This window comes from Streptomyces sp. WM6386 (assembly GCF_000972385.1).
Classification (GTDB): domain Bacteria; phylum Actinomycetota; class Actinomycetes; order Streptomycetales; family Streptomycetaceae; genus Streptomyces.
The window spans coordinates 1-23042 of sequence record NZ_JXTE01000095.1 but is presented as its reverse complement, the minus strand read 5'-3'; the positions used below and the strand labels follow the sequence as shown (position 1 = coordinate 23042).

Below are 23042 nucleotides of genomic sequence, written 5' to 3'. Positions count from 1 at the left end.
GTAACCGTCCGCGAACTCCGGGAGCACCTCGGTGAGTTCGGGGTGGATGGTCGCGCAGTGGTAGCACTCCATGAAGTTCTCGATGATGAGCTTCCAGTTGGCCTTCACGTCGTAGGTGATACGGCGGCCCAGCTGCAGGTTGTCGATGTCGTAGCGGTCGATCGACTCCACGTCGCCCAGTCGCTCGACGACCGCGCCCACGATGTCCTCCTCGAAGGACGGCGGGGTGTCGGCCAGGCACACCCACACATATCCGAGCCATTCCCGGACGTGGATGTTGACCAGGCCGTACTCGGTCCGGTCGATGTCCGGCATCGAGGTCAGGTTCGGTGCGGCGATCAGCTTGCCGTCGAGCCCGTAGGTCCAGGCGTGGTACGGGCACTGGAACGCCCGCTTGACCTCGCCGGTCTCCTCCGTGCAGAGCTTGGCGCCGCGGTGCCGGCAGACGTTCAGGAACGCCTTGATCGAACTGTCCCGGGAGCGGGTGATCAGCACGCTCTCCCGTCCGACCTGGTAGGTGCGGAAGCTCCCGGGCCTGGCCAGCTCCGAGGCTCGGGCCACACAGAACCACATGGCCTCGAAGATCCGCTCCTGTTCCAGGGAGAAGATCTCGGGGTCGGTGTAGTGCTCCCCCGACAGGGTGGCGATCAGGCTCGGGGGAAGGCTGGTGGTGGTCATCGAAAGTCACCTCGGGAAGTGTCGGACGCGCACACGTCGGGGGCGCGGAGGGCGAGGGAGTGGGGGTCTGGGTCCGGCCGGTCACAGGACGACCACGGAGCGCAGGACCTCGCCGTGGTGCATCTCGGCGAACGCGGCCTCCACCTCGTCCAGCGCGATGGTCTCGGTGACGAAGTCGCCCAGGTCGAAGCGGCCTTGGAGGTAGAGGTCGATCAGGGCGGGGATGTCACGGGAGGGCAGGCAGTCGCCGTACCAGGAGGACTTCAGTGCCCCGCCGCGTCCGAAGACGTCCAGCAGGGGCAGGTCGAGGGTCAGTTCCGGGGTGGGGACGCCCACCAGGACGGCGGTGCCGGCCAGGTCGCGGGCGTAGAAGGCCTGTTTGAAGGTCTCGGGGCGGCCCACCGCGTCCACGACGACGTCGGCGCCGAAGCCGCCGGTGAGGCTGCGGATGGCTTCGACGGCGTCGGTCCTGGAGGAGTCGACGGTGTCGGTGGCGCCGAACTGCTCGGCCCACTTCAGCTTCCGCTCGTCCATGTCGACGGCGATGATGCGGCCGGCACCGGCCACCTTGGCGCCCGCGACGGCCGCCATGCCCACACCTCCGCAGCCGATCACCGCGATGGAGTCGCCGCGGCCGACTCCATCGGTGTTGACCGCCGCGCCGAACCCGGCCATCACTCCGCAGCCGAGCAGCCCCGCGGCGGCGGGCGAGGCGGTCGCGTCCACCTTGGTGCACTGGCCCGCGGCGACCAGGGTCTTCTCGGCGAAGGCCCCGATGCCGAGGGCCGTGGACAGCGGGGTGCCGTCGGCGAGGGTCATCGGCTGGGTGGCGTTGTGGGTGCTGAAGCAGTGCCATGGCCTCCCCCGGCGACAGGCCCGGCATGTGCCGCAGACCGCACGCCAGTTGAGGACGACGAAGTCGCCGGCCACGACGTCGGTGACGCCGTCGCCGACCGCCTCGACGACGCCCGCGGCCTCGTGGCCGAGCAGGAACGGGAACTCGTCGGTAATTCCGCCGTCCCGATAGCGCAGGTCGGTGTGGCAGACGCCGCAGGCCTGCACCCGCACCAGCGCCTCACCCGGTCCGGGATCCGGCACGAGGATGGTCTCCACCGAGACCGGGGCACCCTTCTGCCGGGCGACGACGGCACGTACCTCATGGGTCACTGTCGGTCTCCTCATTGAGGGGCGGCCGAGTCGAGGCCGAGCCATTGCCTGTGTTGCACATACCGCAACGTCATTCGCTATAAGAAACGAACGCCCAAACTGTCCCCGTCGCCGACACCCACTGTCAAGAGGCCGGCGGATCGGACCTTCTCTCCGCACGCCACCCCTTGACCGGCACGGCACCCACGTTGGAGCATGTTGCGTATAGCTCTACATGTTGCGTAATACGCAGCCACACAACGGAGGATGGCATGTCCCCTCGACCGCAGCCCGGCCGCGAGTTCGTCCTCACCCTGTCCTGCCCCGACCAGGCCGGACTCGTCCACGCCGTGACCACGTTCCTCGTGAGTCACTCCGGCAACATCCTGGAGAGCCAGCAGTTCGACGACCGGCTGCAGAACCGCTTCTTCATGCGGGTTCACTTCGACGTCTCGGATTCCGCGGTCTCGTTGGAGCAGCTGCGCACGGGGTTCGGTCCGGTCGGTCAGGCGTACGGGATCAGCTGGCGGCTGCAGGACGCCTCCACACCGACGCGAACCCTGATCATGGTGTCGAAGTTCGGCCACTGCCTCAACGACCTGCTCTTCCGCAGGTCCACGGGCGCGCTCAACATCGAGATCCCGGCGATCGTCTCCAACCACCGCGAGTTCGAGCCGCTGGCGCACACCTACGGCATCCCCTTCCACCACATCCCGGTGACGAAGGAGACCAAGGCGGAGGCCGAGGCACGACTGCTGGATCTCGTCGACGAACTGGACGTCGACCTCGTGGTCCTCGCCCGCTATATGCAGATCCTCTCCGACGACCTGTGCAAGCAGCTCGACGGCCGGGCCATCAACATCCACCACTCGTTCCTGCCGAGCTTCAAGGGGGCCCGCCCGTACGTCCAGGCGCACCAGCGTGGTGTGAAGCTCGTCGGGGCGACGGCGCACTACGTCACGCCCGACCTCGACGAGGGCCCGATCATCGAGCAGGACGTCGTCCGCGTGGACCACTCGCGCACCCCCGACGAGCTGGTCGCCATCGGCCGCGATGTCGAGGCCCAGGCGCTCTCCCGCGCGGTGAAATGGCACAGCGAGAACCGTGTGCTGATCAACGGCCACTGCACGGTCGTCCTGCGCTGACGAGGACGGACAGCACCGGGTCCGCAGAGCTCAACAGCCCGCTGACCGGCCGACATCGGGCGCACAGCCGAATTCCACGACACCGGTTCGGCAGAGGGAACTCATGATTATAGTTGCGCCATGAGCAACCACACGGCAGACGGCGAGACAGCCGGGCCCGCGGTCAGCGGGGTGCAATCCGTCGACCGTGCCGTCAGTGTCCTGGAGATCCTCGCCCAGCGCGGCGAGGCGGGCGTCAGCGAGGTCGCCGCGGAGATCGACGTCCACAAGTCGACCGCCTTCCGCCTGCTCGGGGCGCTGGAGGCGCGCGGTCTGGTCGAGCAGACGGCCGAGCGGGGCAAGTACCGGCTCGGTTTCGGCATCGTGCGGCTGGCCGGCGCCGTCACGGGCCGTCTCGACATCACGCAGCAGGGCCGGCAGGTGTGCGAGCGGCTCAGCGAAGAGGTCGGCGAGACCGTCAACATCGCGGTCCTGCAGGAGCATTACGCGGTCAACCTGTACCAGGTACGCGGTCCGGGCGCCGTCGGCACCCACAACTGGGTCGGACAGCTCACCCCGGTGCACGCCACGTCGAGCGGCAAGATCCTGCTGGCCCACCTGCCGGCGAAGGAGCGCGCCGACGTGCTCGCGGAGTCCGGGCTGCGGAAGCTGACGCCGCGCACCCTGACCACCGAGGCGACACTGGAGAAGGATCTCGCCAAGGCCCGCGAGCGCGGCTACGCGGTGACCCTGGAGGAACTCGAGATCGGACTGCACGCCGTGGCGGCCCCGATCCGGGGCCGTGACGGCGAGGTCGTCGCCGCCCTCAGCGCCTCCGGCCCCGCCTACCGCTTCACCGAGGAGCGCATCCACGAGCTCGTGCCCGCGCTCCTCCAGGGCGCGCAGGAGATCAGCCACCGGATGGGCTGCCTGGGCTGACCCTCGCCCGGCGGGCAGAGGGCCGGCCTTCGCTCAGACGTACTCCGTCGCCGCGTCCAGCAGCCAGTCGGTCAGGTAGCCGGCGAAGGACGAACGCACCAGGACCCAGAAACCGGCCCGGGAATCGGCCCGGGCGACCACGATGACCTGCGTACGGCCCAGGGTGGTCTGGGCGCAGCGTCCGGAGCCGAAGCTCCGCGGATGCAGGTCCAGTGAACAGCCGTGCGCCAGCAGATCGTGGGCCCGGGGGCCCGCCACGAGCAGCGTGGTCCGCTGTGCGGAGACGTCGGTGACGGAGACGGGTTCGTCTCCCGCAGCCGTGCGGATCCGGCTCTCCAGCTCCCGCTCGCTTCCGGGCGGGCCGACCAGCAGCCATTCGTCCGGGCCGAGCCACAGCACGGTCAACTCCCCCGTCCGGACGACGGTGTTCGGCTGCAGGGGCAGTTGCAGGTCCAGCGCGAGCCCGACGGCTTCCGCCGCCGTCCCCTTGGCGTCGAGGCGCACATTGAGCTGGGCCAGGAAGGGAAGTTCGGCCAGCCGGATCGCGCCCCCGGAGGTGCGGGTGGCGGCGGCGAGTCGGCCCGCGACCTGTGACAGGGGGCTGCGGGGCGGGGCGGTCAGTGCGGTGTCAGCCATCGCGGCGGGCTCCCTCGGGGTCGTAGAGGACGGGGCTTGCGACGGTCACCGGGACCAGCCGGTCGCCCACGGGGGCGTAGAGCCGCTCACCGATGCGCTCGCGGCCGCCCTTGATCAGGGCGAGCGCGAAGGTCCGGCCCAGCGCCGCGCTGCGGTAGCTGGAGGTGACGTGGCCGAGCATCGGGACGGGCGGCGCCGGAAGGACGCTGTCGGCGATCAGATGGGTGCCTTCGGGGAGGAAGGTGCCGGGGTCCTCGGGGAGGAGGCCGACCAGGTGCTTGCGGTCGGCGCGGACGGTGTCGGCGCGGGCGAAGGAGCGCTTGCCGATGAAGTCGGGCTTCTTCTTCGACACGGCCCAGCTCATGCCGAGGTCCTGGGGGGTGACCGTGCCGTCGGTGTCCTGGCCGATGATGGGGTAGCCCTTCTCGGCGCGCAGGACGTGCATGGTCTCGGTGCCGTACGGGGTGATGCCGTACGGCGCGCCGGCCTCGTACAGGGCCTCCCACAGGGCGCGCGCCTGCCACGGGGACACGTTGATCTCGTAGGCCAGTTCGCCGGAGAAGCTGATCCGGCAGACCCTGGCGTCGATGCCCGCGACGGTCGTCTCGCGCCAGGCCATGAACGGGAAGTCGTCGTTGTCGACGGCGAGTTCGGGTGCGAGCGAGCCGAGGACGTCACGGGAGCGGGGGCCGACCAGGGCGACGGTGGCCCATTGTTCGGTCACGGACGTGCAGTGGACCTTCAGTTCGGGCCACTCGGTCTGCAGCCACTCCTCCATCCAGTCCAGTACGGCGGCGGCGTTGCCGGTCGTGGTGGTGACCAGGAAGCGGCCCTGGGCGAGGCGGATGACGGTGCCGTCGTCGAAGACCATGCCGTCCGGGCGGCACATGACGCCGTAGCGGATCATGCCGACCTTCAGGGTGCTCATCATGTTGGTGTAGAGCAGGTCGAGGAAGACTCCGGCGTCCGGGCCCTGGACGTCGATCTTGCCGAGGGTGGAGGCGTCCATGAAGCCGACGCTCTCGCGGGTGGCGGCGCACTCGCGCAGCACGGCGGTCTCCATGTCCTCGCCGTTGTGCGGGTAGTACCAAGGGCGCTTCCACTGGCCGACGTTCTCGAACAGGGCGCCGTGGTCGACGTGCCACTCATGGATGGCGGTCGTGCGGACCGGGTCGCTCAGGACACCACGGTCGCGGCCGGCGAGCGCCGCGAAGGAGACCGGTGTGTACGGCGGCCGGAACGTGGTCGTGCCGAGTGCCGAGATGTCCACGCCGAGGAGTTCGGAGACGACACCGCTGGCCAGGACGCCGGAGGTCTTGCCCTGGTCGTTGGCGGTGCCGGCGGTGGTGTAGCGCTTGGTGTGCTCGACCGAGCGCATTCCGGCGCCGGCCGCCCGGGCCAGGTCGTCGACGGTGACGTCGCGTTGGAGGTCCACGAAGCGGTGGGGGCCGGAAGTGCCGGGGACGACGTACACATGCATCGGGGGCGTCGGTCGCGGCTGCGCGGCCACGGCCGGGAGGCGGGGTGCCTGCGGGGTGTAGCCCTCGGACTCGATCGCGCGGGCACCGGCGGCGCTGCCGTGGGCGAGGACGTCGGCTCTGGCCAGGACGCCGTTCGCGCTGCCCACGACCTCGACCGCCTGTCGGCAGGCCTCGGGCACGAAGGAGCCGAGCGTCTCGTCGTAGCGGAGTTTTCCGCCTGCCTGGCTGTACAGGTGCGCGACCGGGTTCCAGCCGCCGGAGACCAGCAGCAGGTCGGCGGCGAACTCGCGCTGTCCCACGGAGTCTCCGTACGGGGCAACGGTCACGGCGGTCAGGCGGGGGGCGCCCTCCGTGCCGGTGACCGCGTGGCCGGTCAGCACCTCGATGCCGGCCTGGCGGGCACGCTGTGCCCACTCCCCCGGTTCGGGGCGGGTGTCGACGACGGCGGTGATGTCCACGCCCGCTGGCTTCAGGTCCAACGCGGCCGCGTAGGCGCTGTCGTTGGTGGTGAAGACGACCGCGTGGCGGCCGGGGAGGGCGCCGTGGCGGTTGAGGTGGGTGCGGGCCGAGGAGGCCAGCATCACTCCGGGGCGGTCGTTGTCCGCGAAGGCCAGTGAGCGTTCGTGGGCGCCGGTGGCGAGGACGACGCGGCGGGCGCGGATGCGCCAGACGCGTTCGCGGGAGACGTTGTCCGGGGCAGCCGCGCCGAGGTGGTTGGTGCGGCGTTCCACGGCCAGGAGGTGGTTGTCGTCGTAGTAGCCGAAGACGGTGGTACGGCGCAGGACGCGGATCTCGGGTTCGGCGTCGAGGAGTTCGGCGACCTCTGCCACCCAGTCGAGGTGCTCGCCGGTGCCCAGGAGGCTGCCGCCCGGCTCCGGCTGGTCGTCGGCGAGGATGACGCGGGCGCCGCTCTTCGCCGCCGCCGCGGCTGCCGCGAGGCCGGCCGGGCCGGCGCCGACGACCAGGAGGTCGCAGTGGGCGTGCACGGCGTCGTAGCGGGCGGGGTCCGGGTCCGTGGCGAGGCGGCCCTGGCCGGGGAGGCTGGTCGCGACCAGACCGTCGTAGAGCTCGACGGTGGTGGCGGGGAGCATCGGCTCGGGGAACGGGGCCTCGATCTGGATGACCGCGTTGGGTTCTTCGACGCCGGCCGAGAAGATGCCTCGGGGGCGGCCGAGCTTGATGCTGGTGCCGGCCTGGATGACGCCGTTGGCGAGGAGGGCGGAGGCGAGGGTGTCGCCGCGGTAGCCCCGGTACTCGGTGCCGTCGAAAGTGAAGGTGAGGGGGGTGTCTCGGTGGATTCGGCCGCGGGTGGGGTGGCGGAACGGATGGTTCTCGCCCCCGCCGCCCCTACCCGTCCCATCCTGAAGGGGCTCGGCCCCTTCGACCCCGTTCGGCCCTGAAGGGGCCTCGTCCTCAATCGCCGGACGGGCTGGGACAGCTGGACCGGGCTGACGAGTCGCCGGTCGCGACTCCAACCTCTCCGGGCGTTCCTCGCCCGACCTGTACACCGTCAGGATCTCGTTCGTCGATGTGTCCCGTACCGCGTTGAACCACTTGCGGCAGCCCGCCGCATGGCTCCAGCGTTCGGCGAAGGGGCCCTTGGTGTTGTCGCGGAAGAACAGGTAGCGGGCCCACTCCTCGTCGGTGAGGGTCGACGGGGTCTCGGGGTACGGGACGTGGGCCTGGCCGCCGTAGTGGAACTCGGCCTCGTCGCGGGGCCCGCACCACGGGCAGGGGATGAGCAGCATGGATCGGCTCCCAGTATCCAGTGGTCCTAGTGGGCCACCGCGGCCGCGCCGTGCTCGTCGACGAGCGCGCCGGTGGTGAAACGGTCGAGCGAGAAGGGGGCGTTCAACGGATGCGGTGTGTCGTGGGCGATCGTGTGGGCGTAGACCCAGCCGACGCCCGGGGTGGCCTTGAAACCCCCCGTGCCCCAGCCGCAGTTGAGGTAGAGGTTGTCGACCGGGCTGAGGCCGATGATGGGCGAGGCGTCGGGGCTGACGTCGACGATGCCGCCCCAGGTGCGCAGGACGTGGGCGCGGGCGAAGACCGGGAAGAGTTCCAGGGCGGCCGCCATCTGTTCCTCGATGATGTGGAACGCGCCGCGCTGTGTGTAGGAGTTGTACGCGTCGATGCCCGCGCCCATCACCAGCTCGCCCTTGTGGGCCTGGCTGACGTAGACGTGGACCGCGTTGGACATGACCACCGTGGGGTGGACGGGTTCCAGCAGCTCCGACACCAGTGCCTGCAACGGGTGGCTCTGGACCGGGAGTTCGATGCCGGCCATCGCGGCCAGGACCGAGGTGTGGCCCGCCGAGCAGAGGGCGACCTTGCCCGCGGCGATCGGGCCCAGGTTCGTCTGGACTCCGACGACCCGGCCGCCGACCACGTCCAGGCCGGTGACCTCGCAGTTCTGGATGATGTCGATGCCTGCCGCGTCCGCCGAGCGGGCGAGGCCCCAGGCCACGTGGTCGTGCTTGGCGATGCCGGCGCGGGGCTGGTAGGTGGCGCCCAGGACCGGATAGCGCACGTCCGGGGAGATGTTGACGATCGGGCAGACTTCCTTGACGCCGTCAGCGTCGAGCCATTCCGCGTCCACGCCGTTCAGGCGGTTCGCCTCCACTCGGCGCACGCTGTCGCGGACGTCCTGGAGACTGTGGGCGAGGTTCAGCACACCACGCTGGGAGAAGAGGATCGGGTAGTCCAGCTCCTCCGCCAGGCCCTCCCACAGCTTGAGCGCGTGCTCGTAGATGCCGGCGCTCTCGTCCCACAGGTAGTTGGAGCGGATGATCGTGGTGTTGCGGGCCATGTTGCCGCCCGCCAGCCAGCCCTTCTCCAGCACGGCGACGTTGCTGATGCCGTGGTTCTTCGCCAGGTAGTGGGCGGTGGCGAGGCCGTGGCCGCCACCGCCGACGACGATCACGTCGTAGGAGCGCTTGGGCTCGGGATTGCGCCAGAGGAAGTCCGGGTGCTCCGGGAGTTCGGCGCCGGGGGTGCGGGGGCTCATCGGACGGCTCCGTCCTCGGGAAGGGACAGGTTCATACGGTGCTCGCGTTCCTCTCGGCGGCCTCGACGACGTTGGCCAGCAGCATCGCCCTGGTCATGGGGCCCACCCCGCCGGGCATCGGTGCGACCCATCCGGCGATCTCTGCCGCGTCCGGGTGGATGTCGCCGACCAGGCCGTTGTCGGTGCGGGTGATGCCGACGTCCAGGACCGCGGCGCCGGGGCGCAGCATGTCCTTGGTGATCAGCCCGGGTGAGCCGGCCGCCGCGATGACGATGTCCGCCTCGCGTACGTGCCAGGCCAGGCCCTTGGTTCCGGTGTGGCACAGGGTCACGGTGGCGTTCTCGGAGCGGCGGGTGAGCAGCAGGCCGATCGGGCGGCCGACCGTGATGCCCCGTCCGACCACGCACACCCGGGCTCCGGCCAGCGGTACGTCGTAGCGGCGCAGGAGTTCGACGATGCCGCGCGGGGTGCAGGGCAGCGGGGCCTGCACGCCCAGGACGAGTCGGCCGAGGTTGACGGGGTGCAGACCGTCGGCGTCCTTGGCCGGGTCCATGCGTTCCAGTACGGCGTTGGCGTCCAGGTGCCCGGGGAGCGGGAGCTGGACGATGTAGCCGGTGCAGGCCGGGTCGGCGTTGAGTTCGTCGATGACGTCCTCGACCTGACCCTGGGTGGCGTCGGCGGGCAGTTCGCGGCGGAAGGAGGCGATGCCCACCTGCGCGCAGTCGCGGTGCTTGCCGGCGACGTAGGCGTGGCTGCCCGGGTCGTCGCCGACCAGGACGGTGCCGAGGCCCGGCGGGCGCCCGCCGCCGGCGGTCAGCTTGGCGACGCGGTCGGCGAGTTCGCGACGGATGTCGGCGGCGGTGGCCTTGCCGTCGAGCAGCTGTGCAGTCACCGGCTGTGCTCCTTCTGTCGAAGCCGACGCGGCAGGTCAGCCACGGAGGCGGGACATGGTGGGGTCGAACAGGGGCTCCTCGGCGACGACGGCCTCGACGCGCTGGTCGAAGTAGCCGATGTGCACGGTGGTGCCCGGGGCGGCGAGTTCGGCGGGGAGCCAGGCGTAGGCGATGCCCTTGCCGATCGTGTAGCCGTAGGAGGCGCTGGTGACGTAGCCGACCGCGCGGTCCCCGTCGTACACCGGCTCCTTGCCCAGGACGACCGCCCGCGGGTCGTCGACGGTGAGGCAGGTCAGCCTGCGCCCCACGTTCTCCTTGCGGCGCTCCAGGGCCTCCTTGCCGATGAAGTCGCCCTTGTCGAGCTTGACGGCGAAGCCGACGCCGGCCTCGTAGGCGTCGTGCTCGTAGGTCATGTCGGTGCCGAAGGAGCGGTACCCCTTCTCCAGGCGGAGGCTGTTGAAGGCGCCGCGGCCCGCGATGATCCCGCCGAGGGGCCTCGCGGCCTGCCAGAGGGTGTCCCAGAGTTTCTGGCCCTGGTCGGCGGTGGTGTAGAGCTCCCAGCCGAGTTCACCGACGTAGCTCAGGCGCATCGCGGTGACCGGGACGCTGCCGATGTAGGCGCGCTTGGCGCGGAAGTACTTCAGGCCGTCGTTGGTGAAGTCCTCGTCCGTCAGGGGCTGGAGGACCTTGCGGGCCAGTGGGCCCCACAGGCCGATGCAGCAGGTGCCGGGGGTGATGTCGCGGACCTGGACGGTGCCGTCGGCGGGGAGCCGGCGGGTGAACCAGTCGAGGTCGAGGTTGCCGTTGGCGCCGACCTGGAAGAGGTCGCGGGCGAGGCGGGCGACGGTGATGTCGCTGCGGATGCCGCCGTCGTGGTCCAGTAGCAGGGTGTACGTCACCGAGCCGACCGACTTGGCGACCTTGCCGGTGACCAGCCGCTCCAGGAAGTCCGCGGCACCGGGTCCGGCGACCTCCAGGCGCTTGAGGGCCGTCATGTCGTACATCGCGACGGTCTCGCGGGTCACCTGGGCTTCGGCGCCGACGATGGGCGACCAGTACTGCGCGGCCCAGTCGTTGGGCGTGGGGATGGAACGGCCCTCCACCAGGCCCGCGTTGGCCTCGTACCACTGGGGGCGCTCCCAGCCGTTCGCCTCCAGGAAGAAGGCGCCGTGCTCCTCCTGGCGGGCGTAGAAGGGGCTCTTGCGGATCGGGCGCGGGTCGCCGGAGGGCTGGAGGGGGTGGAGGATGTCGTAGACCTCGACGAAGTTCTGGCAGTCGCGGGCCAGGACGTACTCCGGGGAGAGCTGGTGCGGCTCGAAGCGGTTGACGTCGCACTCGTGCAGGTCGAAGGACGAGCAGTGGCCGTCGACCAGCCATTCGGCCATGGCCCGGCCGACGCCGGCGGAGTGGGTGACCCAGACCGCCTCGGCGACCCAGAAGCCCTTGACGTCCTGGGACTCGCCGAGCAGCGGGAAGTTGTCGGTGGTGAAGGAGAAGAGGCCGTTGATGCCCTCCTCGACCTTGGCGTCCTTCGTCGCGGGGAGCAGGGACTGGGTCTCGGCCCAGGCCGGCTCGAAGTCCTCCTCGGTGAACTTCAGGACGGACGGCATGTCGTCGGCCTCGTCGACGGAGAGGATGTCGTCGGCCGTGATGGGCATCGGGCGGTGGCCGTAGTAGCCGATGCCGATGCCGTCGAAGCGGTCACGGTAGTAGAGGTCGGCGTCCTGGTGGCGCAGGATCGGGCGCACCGCCTCCTCGGTCTGGCCGGCGAGCGCCGGTACCGGGCCGGTCCAGGCGAGCTGGTGGGCGAGCGGGGTCAGCGGCAGGTTCATGCCGGCCATGCGGGCGATCTTGGGGCCCCAGATGCCGGCGCAGCACACGACGATGTCGGCGGGGATCTCGCCCTGGTCGGTGAGGACGCCGGTGACGCGGCCGTCGCTCTGCTGGACGTCGAGGACCTCGTGGCGGGCCAGGAAGCGTACGCCGCGCTCGGTGGCCCGGCGGATCTGCGCCTCGACGGCGAGGACGGCCTTGGCGAGGCCGTCCGTCGGGACCAGCAGTCCGCCGAGGACCTTGTCCGGGTTGACCAGGGGGTGCTGCTCGACGCACTCGTCGGCGCTCAGCAGCCTGCTCTCGACGCCCCAGGCGGTGATCCAGCCGTGCCGGCGCCGCAGTTCCATCAGGCGCTCGGGAGTGGTCGCCACCTCCAGGCCGCCGACCTGGAGGAAGCAGGGCTTGCCGTCCACGTCGAGGGAGCAGAACTTCTCGACCGTGTAGCGGGCCAGCTCGGTCATCGTCTTGGAGGAGTTCGTCTGGAAGACCAGCCCCGGCGCGTGCGACGAGGAGCCCCCGGTGGCGGGCAGCGGGCCCTGGTCGACCACGGTCACCTCGGTCCAGCCGCGCGCGGAGATCTCGTCCGCGAGGGCCGCTCCCACGACGCCCGCTCCGATGATGACCACTCGGGGTCCCGCCATCGCCGCACCTCCGGTTTGTTGACCAGCCGAGCCGATCGAGTTGCTGTCTGCGCAACGTGATTCAGGTTGCGCAACTCAATGTGCCTTCCGTGCAGGTGGGTGTCAAGGGGGTCGGGACCTCGGAAAACCGGGGGCGACACGGCAATGCCCGGTGGACGGTGCGCGCGGGGTGCGCACCGTCCACCGGGCATGTTCGACCGGTCTTCGACTTCTGGTCCGCCGGGGCTACTTGAGCCAGGCGTCCACCTTGTCGCGGTTGGCCTCGACCCACTTCTTGGCGGCCGCCTCGGGGGTCATCTTGTCGACCGCGATGTACCTCGCCACGACGTTCTGGTCGTCGTTGGTCCAGTTGAAGTTCTTCACCAGGTCATAGGCGGGACTGCCGGACTTGGCGAACTTGGCACTGACGATCTTGTCGAGGTCGTACACGGGGTAGTCGCAGGCGACCTTCTCCGCGTCGGCGTCGCAGCCGTCCTTGTAGGCGGGCAGCCCGACCTTCTTCAGCGGCACCTCGGACAGGAACCACTGCGGCTCGTAGAAGTAGCCGATCACCCATTCCTTGTTCTTCTCCGCCTTGCGGAAGGCCTGGATGAGCGCGGTCTCGCTGCCCGCGTACACCACCTTGAAGTCCAGCTTCAGGTTCTTCACCAGGGCCTCGTCGTTGGTGACGTACGACGGGTCACCGTCGAGGAGCTGGCCCTTGCCGCCCGACTCGGAGGTCTTGAACTTCGACGCGTACTTGTTGAGGTTCTTGTAGTCGAGGATGTCGGGGTGCGCCTTGGCCAGCCACGGCGGCACGTACCAGCCGATGATGCCCTTGTTGCCGGTCGAGCCGGCCTCCAGGGCGGTCTTCTGGTCGGTGATGTACTTCTTCTTCAGGTCGGGGTGGCCCCAGTTCTCCAGGACGGTGTCGACCTCGCCGGTCCCGAAGCCCTGCCAGGCGATCTCTTCCTTCAGGTCCTTCGAGTTGACCTTGCAGCCGAGGTCGTTCTCCGCGACGTAGGCGACCACGGCCGCGTCCGCCTCGTAGCCCACCCACGGGTTGACCGCGAGGTTGAAGGTGCCGCACTTGCCCGACTCACCGGCCGCCGCGGAGTCGTCGCCGACCTTCGCGCCGCCGCAGGCCGTGAGGGTGAGGCCGAGTATCGCCACGCCGGCCGCGCCGGCCCGCCAATGTCTTGCCATGGTGTGGTGCTCCTTATGCGGAGGTGCGGCGAGCCGCTGCCTGAGTGATCCGGTCGAACATGACACCGAGAAGGACGATGGCGAGCCCCGCGGCGAGCCCCTTCCCGTAAAGCTGTCCCTGCGAGAATCCGGCCACGACGTCGTAGCCGAGCGCTCCCGCGCCCACCAGGCCGCCCACCACGACCATCGACAGCACGTAGATCAGACCCTGGTTGGTCGCGAGGGTCAGAGCGCTGCGTGCCATCGGCAGCTGGACCTTGGTGATGATCTGCCAGGTGTTGCACCCGGCGGAAGTGGCCGCCTCCACGGTGGTGGCGGGCACGTTCCGCACGCCGTCCGCGATGATCTTCATCGCGACGGGCGCCGCGTAGACGACGGCCGCGACGATCGCGGTGAAGCGGGTCGCGCCGAACAACGCGAGGAACGGGACGAGATAGACGAACGGCGGCATGACCTGTGCCGCGTCCAGCGTGGGCCGCAACAGCCGGTCCGCCATGGCGCTGCGCCCCATCCAGACGCCGAAGCAGATGCCGAAGAGCATCACGAGCACCGTGGCGACGGCGGTCGACGCCAGGGTCGTCATGCTGTCCGACCACACACCGGTGCCGACGAGCAGCCCCACACACACCGCCGTGGTGACGCCGGCGCGCACGCCGCCCAGGACGACGCCGATCCCGATCAGGGCGGCTCCGACGAGCCACCACGGGGAGTCCGTGAGCAGCGACTGGAACGGGTTGAGCAGGCCGTTGGTGATGGCGTCCCGGAACGCGTTGGTCAGACCCGACAGGTTGTCCTGCGCCCAGGTGGTCACGTTGTCCGCCCCGCTGCGGATGGCACTGCCCGTGCCTCCCTCGCCGGGGAACTCCGCCGCCCACAGATAGGTGTGCGAGAGATAGACCAGGACCGCCGTGACCGCTGCGCCCGCGCCCAGCAGCGGGCGCCGCCAGGCCACGAAGCGGTTCTTCGAGCGCCGTGCCGCCTCCGCGCGGGTGCTCGCCGCGGTGGTGACGCGGTCCAGCACGATCGCCAGGACGACGATGGCCAGGCCCGCGTTGAAGGCGGTGCCGACATCCAGCGACTGGAGTGCCTGCAGGACGGTCTGGCCCAGGCCGGGCGCGTCGATCAGGGCGGCGATGGTCACCATGGCCAGGGCGGCCATGATGGTCTGGTTCACGCCCATCACCACGGTCCGCTTGGACATCGGCAGCAGCACCTTCGTCAGGGACTGCCGCCGGGTGGCGCCGAGCGAGTCGGCCGCCTCGACCGTGGTGTGCGGCACGGAGCGGATGGCGTGCGCGGTGATGCGGATCGTCGGCGGCGCCGCGTAGATCAGCGTGGCGAGATTGGCCGAGGCCGGGCCGATCTGGAAGAACAGGGTCAGCGGGGCCAGGTAGACGAAGGTCGGCATCGTCTGCATGAGGTCCAGGAAGGGCGTCACGATCCGGTTGAACCGGTCGGACAGCCCTGCCCACACGCCCAGCGGGATCGCGAAGAGCAGCGCCACGAAGACCGCGGAGACGGTGAGCGCCAGGGTGTCCATGCTCTCCTGCCACAGGCCCTGCAGGCCCAGGAAGGTGAAGCCGGCCACCGCGAGGAGCGCGACCCGCCAGTTGCCGACGGCCCAGGAGCCGAAGCCCACGATGCCGACGACGCCGAGCCAGCCGATCTGCGGGACGGGACGGTCGCCCGTCGGCTGGGAGATCAGCTCCTGTACGAAGGTCACCACGTTGTCGATGACCAGGCGGATCTCGTTGAAGAAGTACAGGAAGAGCGGGTTGGAGTTGCGGTTCGCGCCGATCGAGTCGTTGACGTCGTTGAACCACCGGTGCAGATCGGTCAGGTCGGCCGCTGCCAGGGTGAGGGTCTGCTTGCCGCGCAGCACGGCGAAGAGCACCAGCCAGACGACGAGGATCGCGGCGATCACCATGGACCGGCTGACCCTGCGCACGGGTTTGACGGGCGTCGGCTCCTCCGCGACCCCGGTCTTCTCCGGTTTCTCCATGACGACGGTCATTACGCGCCGCCTTCCTGCCCGGCGACCACCGCGAGGATCTCCTCGTCGCCGACGATGCCGAGCAGCTTGCCGTTCTCCACGACCTTGACCGGCTTGTCGGCCGCGAGCACCGCCCGGGTGGCCTCCTTGACCACGACGTCCGGGCCCAGTTCGGGTCCGTCCAGTTCGTCGCCGTCCTCCAGGGGGCGCATGATCCACCGCAGGGTGAGCACGTCGCCGCGGGGCACGTCCTTCACGAACTCGCGTACGTAGTCGTCGGCGGGGGCGCCGACGAGTTCGTCGCCGGTGCCGCACTGGACCATCTTGCCGTCGCGCATGATGAGGATGCGGTCGCCCAGTTTGAGGGCCTCGGAGAGGTCGTGGGTGATGAACACCATCGTCTTGCCGACCTCGTGGTGCAGCCGGATGACCTCGTTCTGCATGTCACGGCGGATCAGCGGGTCGAGCGCGGAGAACGGCTCGTCGAAGAAGAGCACGTCGGGATCGCCCGCCAACGCCCGGGCGAGGCCCACGCGTTGCTGCATACCGCCGGAGAGCTGGTCGGGGTAGGAGTTCTCGTAGCCCGAGAGGCCGACGAGCTCGACGACCTCCAGGGCGCGCTTGTTCCGCTCGGCCCTGCTCATGCCGCGGATCTCCAGGCCGAACGCCACATTCTCGACGACGCGACGATGGGGCAGCAGTCCGAAGTGCTGGAAGACCATGGAGAACTTGCGGCGCCGCAGATCCCGCAGCCGCCTGTCATCGGCCTTGCGGATGTCCTCGCCCTCGAAGACGACCTCACCGGCAGTGGGTTCGATCAGCCGGGTGAGACATCGCACCAGCGTGGACTTGCCGGAGCCCGACAGACCCATGACGACGAACACCTCACCGGGCGAGACGTCGAAGTGGACGTCGCGTACGGCGGCGGTGCACCCGGTGCGGTCCATGAGCTCACGGCGGGTCAGGCCGCGCAGCTCCTCGGAGTCCGGCACCTGGTTCGCCTTCGGCCCGAACACCTTCCACAGCCGGCGCACGGATATGACCGGGGTGGAGCCCGAGTCCTGGGGCGTGCCGCGCCGCGGTGGCACCTCGGTCTGTGTGGTCACGTTCGACCTTCTTTCGGCGTTCAGCCGCTGAACCAGCGCTGCGGCCGGGGTTGGATGTTCTGCCAGATGTGCTTGGGCTCTCGGTACTCGTTCAGGCCGGTCGGTCCCAGCTCCCGGCCCACGCCCGAGTGCCCGAAGCCACCCCATTCCGCTTGCGGCACATAGGGGTGGTAGTCGTTGATCCACACGGTGCCGTGCCGCAGCCGCCGGGCGACCCGCTGGGCCTTGCCGGCGTCCTGCGTCCACACGGCTCCGGCGAGGCCGTACTCGGTGTCGTTGGCGATGCGTACGGCGTCGTCCTCGTCGGTGAACCGCTCCACGGTGAGCACGGGTCCGAAGGATTCCTCGTGCACCACCCGCATGTCCTGCCGGCACTCGTCGAGCACGGTCGGCGGGTAGTAGTGGCCGTCTGTGAGGGCCGGGGTGTCGGGGCGCGCACCGCCGCAGCGCAGTACAGCGCCCTCGGCGAGGCCCGCGGCGACATACGCCTCGACCTTCTCCAGGTGCTGTGCGGAGATCAGCGCTCCGGTTTCCGCGTCGGGGTCGAAGGGCCCGCCAAGACGGATCAGACGGGCACGGCGGACGACCTCGTCGACGAAGGCGTCGTGCAGGGAGTCCTCGACGATCAGCCGGGCGCCGGCCGAGCAGACCTGCCCGGAGTGCAGGAAGACCGCTGTGAGAGCGAAGTCCACTGCCGTCTCGAAGTCGGCGTCGGCGAACACCACGTTGGGGTTCTTGCCGCCGAGTTCCAGCGCCACCTTCTTCACGCCCGCCGCGGCGGTCGCCATGATGCGCTTGCCGGTCTCCAGGCCTCCGGTGAAGGAGACCATGTCGACGGCCGGGTGCTCGGAGAGCGGTGCGCCCACCTCGGGGCCGGTGCCCAGGACGAGATTGGCGGCGCCGGCCGGGATCCCGGCCTCCTCGAGCGCCTTCATCAGCAGGATCGAGGTGGAGGGGGTGAGTTCGCTGGGCTTGAGGACGATCGTGTTGCCGGCCAGGAGGGCCGGGGCGACCTTCCAACTGGCTTGCAGCAGCGGGTAGTTCCACGGAGTGATCAGACCACACACGCCGACCGGCTCGTACACGACACGGCTGACGGCGTCGTCCCGGCCGGTGTCGATCGCGCGGCCGGCATCGGTGCCGCCGAGCCCGCCGTAGTAGCGGAAGCAGGAGACGACGTCGGCGATGTCGTACTCGCTCTCCACCAGCCGCTTGCCGGTGTCCAGCGACTCGGCGCGGGCGAACTCCTTGGCGTCGCGCTCGAGGATGTCGGCGGTACGCAGGAGCAGCGCGCCGCGCTCGCGTTCGGGGGTGCCCGGCCAGGGGCCCTCGTCGAAGGCACGGCGGGCGGCGGCGATCGCCGCTTCGGTGTCGGGGCGTGTCCCTTCCGAGACGGTCGCCGCGAGGGAGCCGTCAGCGGGACATCGGATCTCCCGGTGCCCGCCGGCCACCGGATCCCGCCATTCGCCAGCCACATACAGGTCTGCCACGCGCCGAGCCTTTCAACAGAAATTCGTTGCGCATCATGCACCCAATTGCTTGTGGTGGAACACAGTGGCGAATGTCCGGACAGACGTCAAGGGGTTCACCGATGCCGTTCTCACCTTGAGACCACTTGCCCGACCACCCTTGACCGCGGGCCGCGCCGAGCCGACCATGTTGCGTATCGCTCACCTTGTTGTGCAATACGCATCAACGGAGGCCGCATATGTCCCCTCGTCCACAACCAGGCCGTGAGTACGTCCTGACCCTCTCGTGTCCCGACAGCGCCGGACTGGTCCATGCCGTGAGCGGCTTTCTCGTCAGGAACTCCGGAAACATCCTGGAAAGCCAGCAGTTCGACAACCGACTTCAGGGCCGGTTCTTCATGAGGGTCCACTTCGACGTTTCCGATCCGAACGCAGATCTGGAACATCTGCGTTACCGGTTCGGTCCGGTCGCCCAGGCCTACGGGATCACCTGGGCGCTGAGCGACGCGTCGACACCGACCCGGACGCTGATCATGGTGTCCAAGTTCGGCCACTGCCTCAACGACCTGCTGTTCCGCAAGCGCACCGGCGCCCTCAACATCGAGATCCCCGCGATCGTATCCAATCACCGGGACTTCGAGGGGCTCGCGGAGACCTACGGCATCCCCTTCCACCACGTCCCGGTCACCCGGGACACCAAGGACCAGGCCGAGGCGCGCCTGCTGGAGCTGGTGCGCGACCTGGACATCGACCTGGTCGTGCTGGCCCGGTACATGCAGATCCTCTCCGACGACCTGTGCAAGCAGCTCGAGGGCCGCGCCATCAACATCCACCACTCCTTCCTCCCCAGTTTCAAGGGGGCCCGGCCCTACGACCAGGCCTACCAGCGCGGAGTGAAGCTGGTCGGCGCGACGGCGCACTATGTGACCTCGGACCTGGACGAGGGTCAGATCATCGAGCAGGACGTGATCCGGGTGGACCACTCCCTCGACCCCGGCGACCTGGTCACGGTCGGACGCGACGTGGAGGCACAGGTCCTCGCACACGCGGTGAAGTGGCACAGCGAGAGCCGGGTGATGGTGGACGACAACCGCACGGTGGTCTTCCGCTGAGCAGCCGACAAGGGGGGCGGGGCCGGATTGCGGCCCCGCCCCCCTTTGTATACGCGTCGTTCAGCCGCCCAGCCGGTCCCACAGCTCGCGACGCCACCGCTCCGTCTCGGCGATCTGGTTGAAGGTGAACAGGTGCAGACCGGCCACGCCCGCCGAGGGCGCGGTGAGGGCCCCTTCGGCCCGGGTCAGCAGCCGTTCGGGCGCGTACCCGCCGGGTGCCGCGAACCGTACGAACCACGAGGCGTGTTTCGTCAGGAAGCGCGTCGACTCCCCCACTCCGATCTTCGTCGCCATGGCCAGCAGCTTGGCCCGCTGCACGGGCCCGGCGACGCCCACATGGACGGGCAGGGTGACGTCCCGGCGCCGCAGCCGGGCGATCCACTCCCCCAGGACCCGCGGATCGAAGCAGAGGTTGCTCACGACGTACGTGGCGTGCTCGCGCTTGTCCCACATCGACTGGATGGTGACGTCGTCGTGGATGAGGGGATGGCTCTCGGGATACCCGGTGACGCCGACCCGCGCGAACGGACTGCCCAGCTCGCTCAGTGCGCGCAGCACCGGCAGCGCGCCCTCGTAGGCGCCGGCGGGCGGATCGGAGTCTCCGGCCGGGACGAAGACGTCGTCGACCCCTGACTCACGCAGCCGGTCGGCGACCTCTTTCAGGTGGACCTCGTCGCGCAGCAGCCGCGCGGGCACGTGCGGGACCACGCGGTAGCCGTGCGTCGCGAGCCGCTCGGTCAGGGCGAGCGTCGGTTCCAGGCCCTTGACCGGCGACGCCGTCACGGTGATGACGACGTCGCGCGGCACATGGGCGAGGACCTTGTCCTCGGTCGCCTTGGCGGGCAGCACCTCGTAGCGGACGCTGTCCAGCAGCGTCCGTAGCCCTGTGGCGGTCAACGTCTATCCCGCCTGCTTCTGGGCGTCGCGGTGGCGGTAGAACGCGGCCTTCGAGGGCGCGAGCGGCTCCTTGCCGAGGATCAGGTCGGCGGCCTTCTCGGCGACCATCATCACGGGGGCGTAGATGTTGCCGTTGGTGACGTACGGCATCACCGACGCGTCGACGACCCGCAGGCCCTCCACGCCGTGCACGCGCATGCTCGTGGGGTCGACGACGGACATCTCGTCGGTGCCCATCTTGCAGGTGCAGGACGGGTGCAGCGCGGTCTCGCCGTCCTTGGCGACCCAGGCGAGGATCTCCTCGTCGCTCTCCACCGACGGTCCGGGCGAGACCTCCCCGTCGTTGAAGGGGGCGAGCGCGGGCTGGTTGAGCAGCTTGCGGGCCACCCGGATCGCCTCGACCCACTCGCGGCGGTCCTGCTCGGTGGAGAGGTAGTTGAAGCGCAGGGCCGGGTGCTCGCGCGGGTCCTTGCTCTTGAGCTTCACCGAGCCGATGGCGTCGGAGTACATGGGCCCGACGTGCACCTGGTAGCCGTGGCCGCCCGCGGGCACGGAGCCGTCGTAGCGGACCGCGATCGGCAGGAAGTGGAACATCAGGTTGGGGTAGGCCACGTCCTCGTTGCTGCGGGCGAAGCCGCCGGCCTCGAAGTGGTTGGTGGCGGCCGGTCCCTTGCGGAAGAGCCACTGCAGGCCGATGAAGGGGGCGCGCCACTTCGCCAGGTAGGGCTGCATGGAGACGGGCTGCTTGCAGGCGTACTGGATGTACACCTCCAGGTGGTCCTGCATGTTCTCGCCGACGCCCGGGAGGTCGTGGACGACGTCGATGCCGAGGGCGCGCAGTTCCTCGGCGTTTCCGATGCCGGAGAGCTGGAGCAGCTGCGGGGAGTTGATGGCGCCGCCGCACAGGATGACTTCCCTGGCACGGACCTGCTGGGGAGCGCCCTTGCCCCGCTGGTACTCGACGCCGACGGCCTTCTTGCCCTCGAAGAGGACGCGGGTGACCAGGGCGCGGGTCTTGACGGTGAGGTTGGGGCGCTTGCGCACCGGCTTGAGGTACGCCTTGGAGGCGGACAGCCGGCGTCCGCGGTGGACGTTGCGGTCGAACTTGGCGAAGCCTTCCTGCCGGTAGCCGTTGACGTCGTCCGTGGGGGCGTAGCCGGCCTCCTCGGTGGCCTTCTGGAAGGCGGTGAAGAGGGGGTTGGTGGCGGGGCCGCGTTCGAGGACGAGGGGGCCGTCGTGGCCGCGGAACTCGTCGTCCGGGTCGGCGGCGAGACAGTTCTCCATCCGCCGGAAGTACGGCAGACAGTGCGCGTAGTCCCAGGTCTCCATGCCGGGGTCGGCCGCCCAGCGTTCGTAGTCCAGGGGGTTGCCGCGCTGGAAGATCATGCCGTTGATGCTGCTGGAGCCGCCCAGCACCTTGCCGCGGGCGTGGTAGACGCGGCGGCCGCCCATGTGGGGCTCGGGCTCGGACTCGTACTTCCAGTCGTAGAACCGGCTGCCGATGGGATACGTCAGCGCCGCGGGCATCTGGATGAAGACGTCCCACGGGTAGTCGGACCGGCCGGCCTCCAGGACCAGCACCTGGTTCGCCGGGTCCGCGGAGAGCCTGTTCGCCAGTGCGCTGCCGGCCGATCCGCCGCCGACGATGACGAAGTCGTATTGCAGGGGAGCCATGGTGCCTCGTCTCGCTCGCGCCGTAGATATGCGAGGCATGCTAGCGCCGTAGCGTTATACGCACCAGGTTGCGAACGGCGCAACTTCCGGGACCTTGTTTCGGTGCCGTTACTTGCAGTCGCGTTGTTTACTACGCGTATAGTTTCACTGTGAGCAACTACAGCACTGACACAGAAACGTCGAATTCACAAGCCGGCGGCGTGCAGTCCGTGGACCGCGCCATCAGCGTCCTGGAGATCCTTGCTCAGCGTGGCGAGGCGGGCGTCAGTGAGGTGGCGGGCGAGATCGACGTGCACAAGTCCACCGCGTTCCGCCTGCTCGGCGCCCTGGAGGCGCGCGGTCTGGTGGAACAGGCGGGCGAACGCGGCAAGTACCGCCTCGGCTTCGGCATCGTGCGGCTGGCCGGCGCGGTAACCGGGCGTATCGACATCACCCAGCAGGGCCGCCCGATCTGCGAGCGGCTCGCCGAGGAGATCGGCGAGACCGTCAACATCGCGGTCATGCAGGAGCACTACGCGATCAACCTGTACCAGGTGCGCGGTCCGGGGGCCATCACCGCGCACAACTGGGTCGGCCAGTTGACCCCGCTGCACGCCACGTCCAGCGGCAAGATCCTGCTGGCCCACATGCCGACCAAGGCGCGCACGACGCTGCTGACCGAGACCGGCATGAAGAAGGTCACCGCGCGGACCATCACCGCGAAGACGAAGCTCGAGAAGAACCTGGCCGACGCGAGGGAGCGCGGCTACGCCTTCACCCTCGAGGAGCTGGAGATCGGCCTGCACGCCATGGCCGCCCCGGTCCGCAACCGCGACGGCGAGGTCATCGCCGCGCTCAGCGCCTCCGGACCCGCGTACCGCTTCACCGAGGAGCGGCTGCACGAGGTCTCCCCGGTGCTCCTCAAGGGCGCCGAGGAGATCAGTCACCGGATGGGTTACCTGGGCTGAGTCACCCCAGCGACGTACCCAGACGCTCGTTCACCCAGGTGTGGAACTCGCCGATGTGGTGCTCGCTGGGGACCAGTACGCCACCCTTGGCGTACATCCGGGAACTCATCCCGGGCTGGGTGCGCTCGCACGCGTCGAAGTCCTGCCGGTTGACCCGGTCGAAGAGTTCCACGGACCGGCTGACGTCCTTGCCGCTCTCGACGACGTGCGGGAGGTAGAGCCAGTCGCACTCGACGATCGTGCGGTCGACGGACACCGGGTACATCCGGTGGAAGATCACA

The 23042-nt window shown here is 69.5% G+C and carries 18 protein-coding genes; 4 read left to right on the top strand and 14 right to left on the bottom strand.

The features are described 5' to 3' along the window. Both TN53_RS36905 and TN53_RS36900 read right to left on the bottom strand, forming a co-directional pair. On the bottom strand, positions 1-678 hold a 678-nt coding region (locus TN53_RS36905), incomplete at its 3' end, for an aromatic ring-hydroxylating oxygenase subunit alpha (protein ID WP_046263198.1). A gap of 81 nt (positions 679-759) precedes the next feature. Next, complete coding sequence (locus tag TN53_RS36900) at positions 760-1845, bottom strand: S-(hydroxymethyl)mycothiol dehydrogenase (protein ID WP_046263197.1); 1086 nt, start codon at positions 1843-1845, stop codon at positions 760-762. Between the two features lie 251 nt (positions 1846-2096). Here TN53_RS36900 and purU (TN53_RS36895) point away from each other — a divergent pair, with 251 nt between their 5' ends. Next, positions 2097-2969, top strand: coding sequence for a formyltetrahydrofolate deformylase (gene purU, locus TN53_RS36895; protein ID WP_046263196.1), 873 nt, complete (start codon positions 2097-2099; stop codon positions 2967-2969). 120 nt (positions 2970-3089) lie between these two features. Next, entirely contained in the window at positions 3090-3887 is a 798-nt protein-coding gene (locus tag TN53_RS36890; protein ID WP_046263195.1) for an IclR family transcriptional regulator, read from the top strand. Positions 3888-3920: 33 nt separating this feature from the next. Here TN53_RS36890 and TN53_RS36885 read toward each other — a convergent pair whose 3' ends face one another. From TN53_RS36885 to TN53_RS36845, 9 genes are all read right to left on the bottom strand, one after another. Beyond that, positions 3921-4523, bottom strand: a complete 603-nt coding sequence (locus tag TN53_RS36885) for a sarcosine oxidase subunit gamma (RefSeq protein WP_046263194.1) — start codon at positions 4521-4523, stop codon at positions 3921-3923. Next, the gene (locus TN53_RS36880; RefSeq protein WP_046263193.1) at positions 4516-7752 is read right to left on the bottom strand and encodes a sarcosine oxidase subunit delta family protein; all 3237 of its coding nucleotides are present in this window, start codon (positions 7750-7752) and stop codon (positions 4516-4518) included. The genes TN53_RS36885 and TN53_RS36880 overlap by 8 nt, the downstream gene beginning before the upstream one ends. A gap of 26 nt (positions 7753-7778) precedes the next feature. Further along, entirely contained in the window at positions 7779-9011 is a 1233-nt protein-coding gene (locus TN53_RS36875; protein WP_046263192.1) for a sarcosine oxidase subunit beta family protein, read from the bottom strand. A 31-nt stretch (positions 9012-9042) separates the two neighbouring features. Then, positions 9043-9903, bottom strand: coding sequence for a bifunctional methylenetetrahydrofolate dehydrogenase/methenyltetrahydrofolate cyclohydrolase (locus TN53_RS36870; protein ID WP_046263191.1), 861 nt, complete (start codon positions 9901-9903; stop codon positions 9043-9045). 36 nt (positions 9904-9939) lie between these two features. Next, positions 9940-12378, bottom strand: a complete 2439-nt coding sequence (locus TN53_RS36865) for a GcvT family protein (protein WP_046263190.1) — start codon at positions 12376-12378, stop codon at positions 9940-9942. Between the two features lie 225 nt (positions 12379-12603). Next, a complete protein-coding gene (locus TN53_RS36860) occupies positions 12604-13563 on the bottom strand; it encodes an ABC transporter substrate-binding protein (protein ID WP_046263189.1) in 960 nt (319 codons plus the stop codon). A 13-nt stretch (positions 13564-13576) separates the two neighbouring features. Next, positions 13577-15577: an ABC transporter permease gene (locus tag TN53_RS36855; protein ID WP_046263188.1), complete on the bottom strand. Its 2001-nt coding sequence runs from the start codon at positions 15575-15577 to the stop codon at positions 13577-13579. Beyond that, on the bottom strand, positions 15577-16662 hold the full coding sequence (locus tag TN53_RS36850) for a quaternary amine ABC transporter ATP-binding protein (RefSeq protein ID WP_046263187.1): 1086 nt from the start codon (positions 16660-16662) through the stop codon (positions 15577-15579). The genes TN53_RS36855 and TN53_RS36850 overlap by 1 nt, the downstream gene beginning before the upstream one ends. Before the next feature lie 20 nt (positions 16663-16682). Beyond that, positions 16683-18152, bottom strand: a complete 1470-nt coding sequence (locus TN53_RS36845; RefSeq protein ID WP_046263186.1) for an aldehyde dehydrogenase family protein — start codon at positions 18150-18152, stop codon at positions 16683-16685. Between the two features lie 218 nt (positions 18153-18370). Between TN53_RS36845 and purU (TN53_RS36840) the strand changes: the two genes are divergently transcribed. Then, a complete protein-coding gene (gene purU / locus TN53_RS36840; protein ID WP_046263185.1) occupies positions 18371-19243 on the top strand; it encodes a formyltetrahydrofolate deformylase in 873 nt (290 codons plus the stop codon). A gap of 60 nt (positions 19244-19303) precedes the next feature. On the opposite strand, the gene TN53_RS36835 is transcribed toward purU (TN53_RS36840), so the two are convergent. Both TN53_RS36835 and betA read right to left on the bottom strand, forming a co-directional pair. After that, positions 19304-20140: a 5,10-methylenetetrahydrofolate reductase gene (locus TN53_RS36835; protein ID WP_046263184.1), complete on the bottom strand. Its 837-nt coding sequence runs from the start codon at positions 20138-20140 to the stop codon at positions 19304-19306. 3 nt (positions 20141-20143) lie between these two features. Then, positions 20144-21814: a choline dehydrogenase gene (betA, locus tag TN53_RS36830; RefSeq protein WP_046263183.1), complete on the bottom strand. Its 1671-nt coding sequence runs from the start codon at positions 21812-21814 to the stop codon at positions 20144-20146. 200 nt (positions 21815-22014) lie between these two features. On the opposite strand from betA, the gene TN53_RS36825 reads away from it, so the two are divergent. Continuing rightward, positions 22015-22761, top strand: a complete 747-nt coding sequence (locus TN53_RS36825) for an IclR family transcriptional regulator (RefSeq protein WP_046263182.1) — start codon at positions 22015-22017, stop codon at positions 22759-22761. 1 nt (position 22762) lies between these two features. Here the strand turns inward: TN53_RS36825 and TN53_RS36820 are convergent. Then, a partial coding sequence (locus tag TN53_RS36820) for an SRPBCC family protein (RefSeq protein WP_046263181.1) occupies positions 22763-23042 on the bottom strand: 280 nt, incomplete at its 5' end.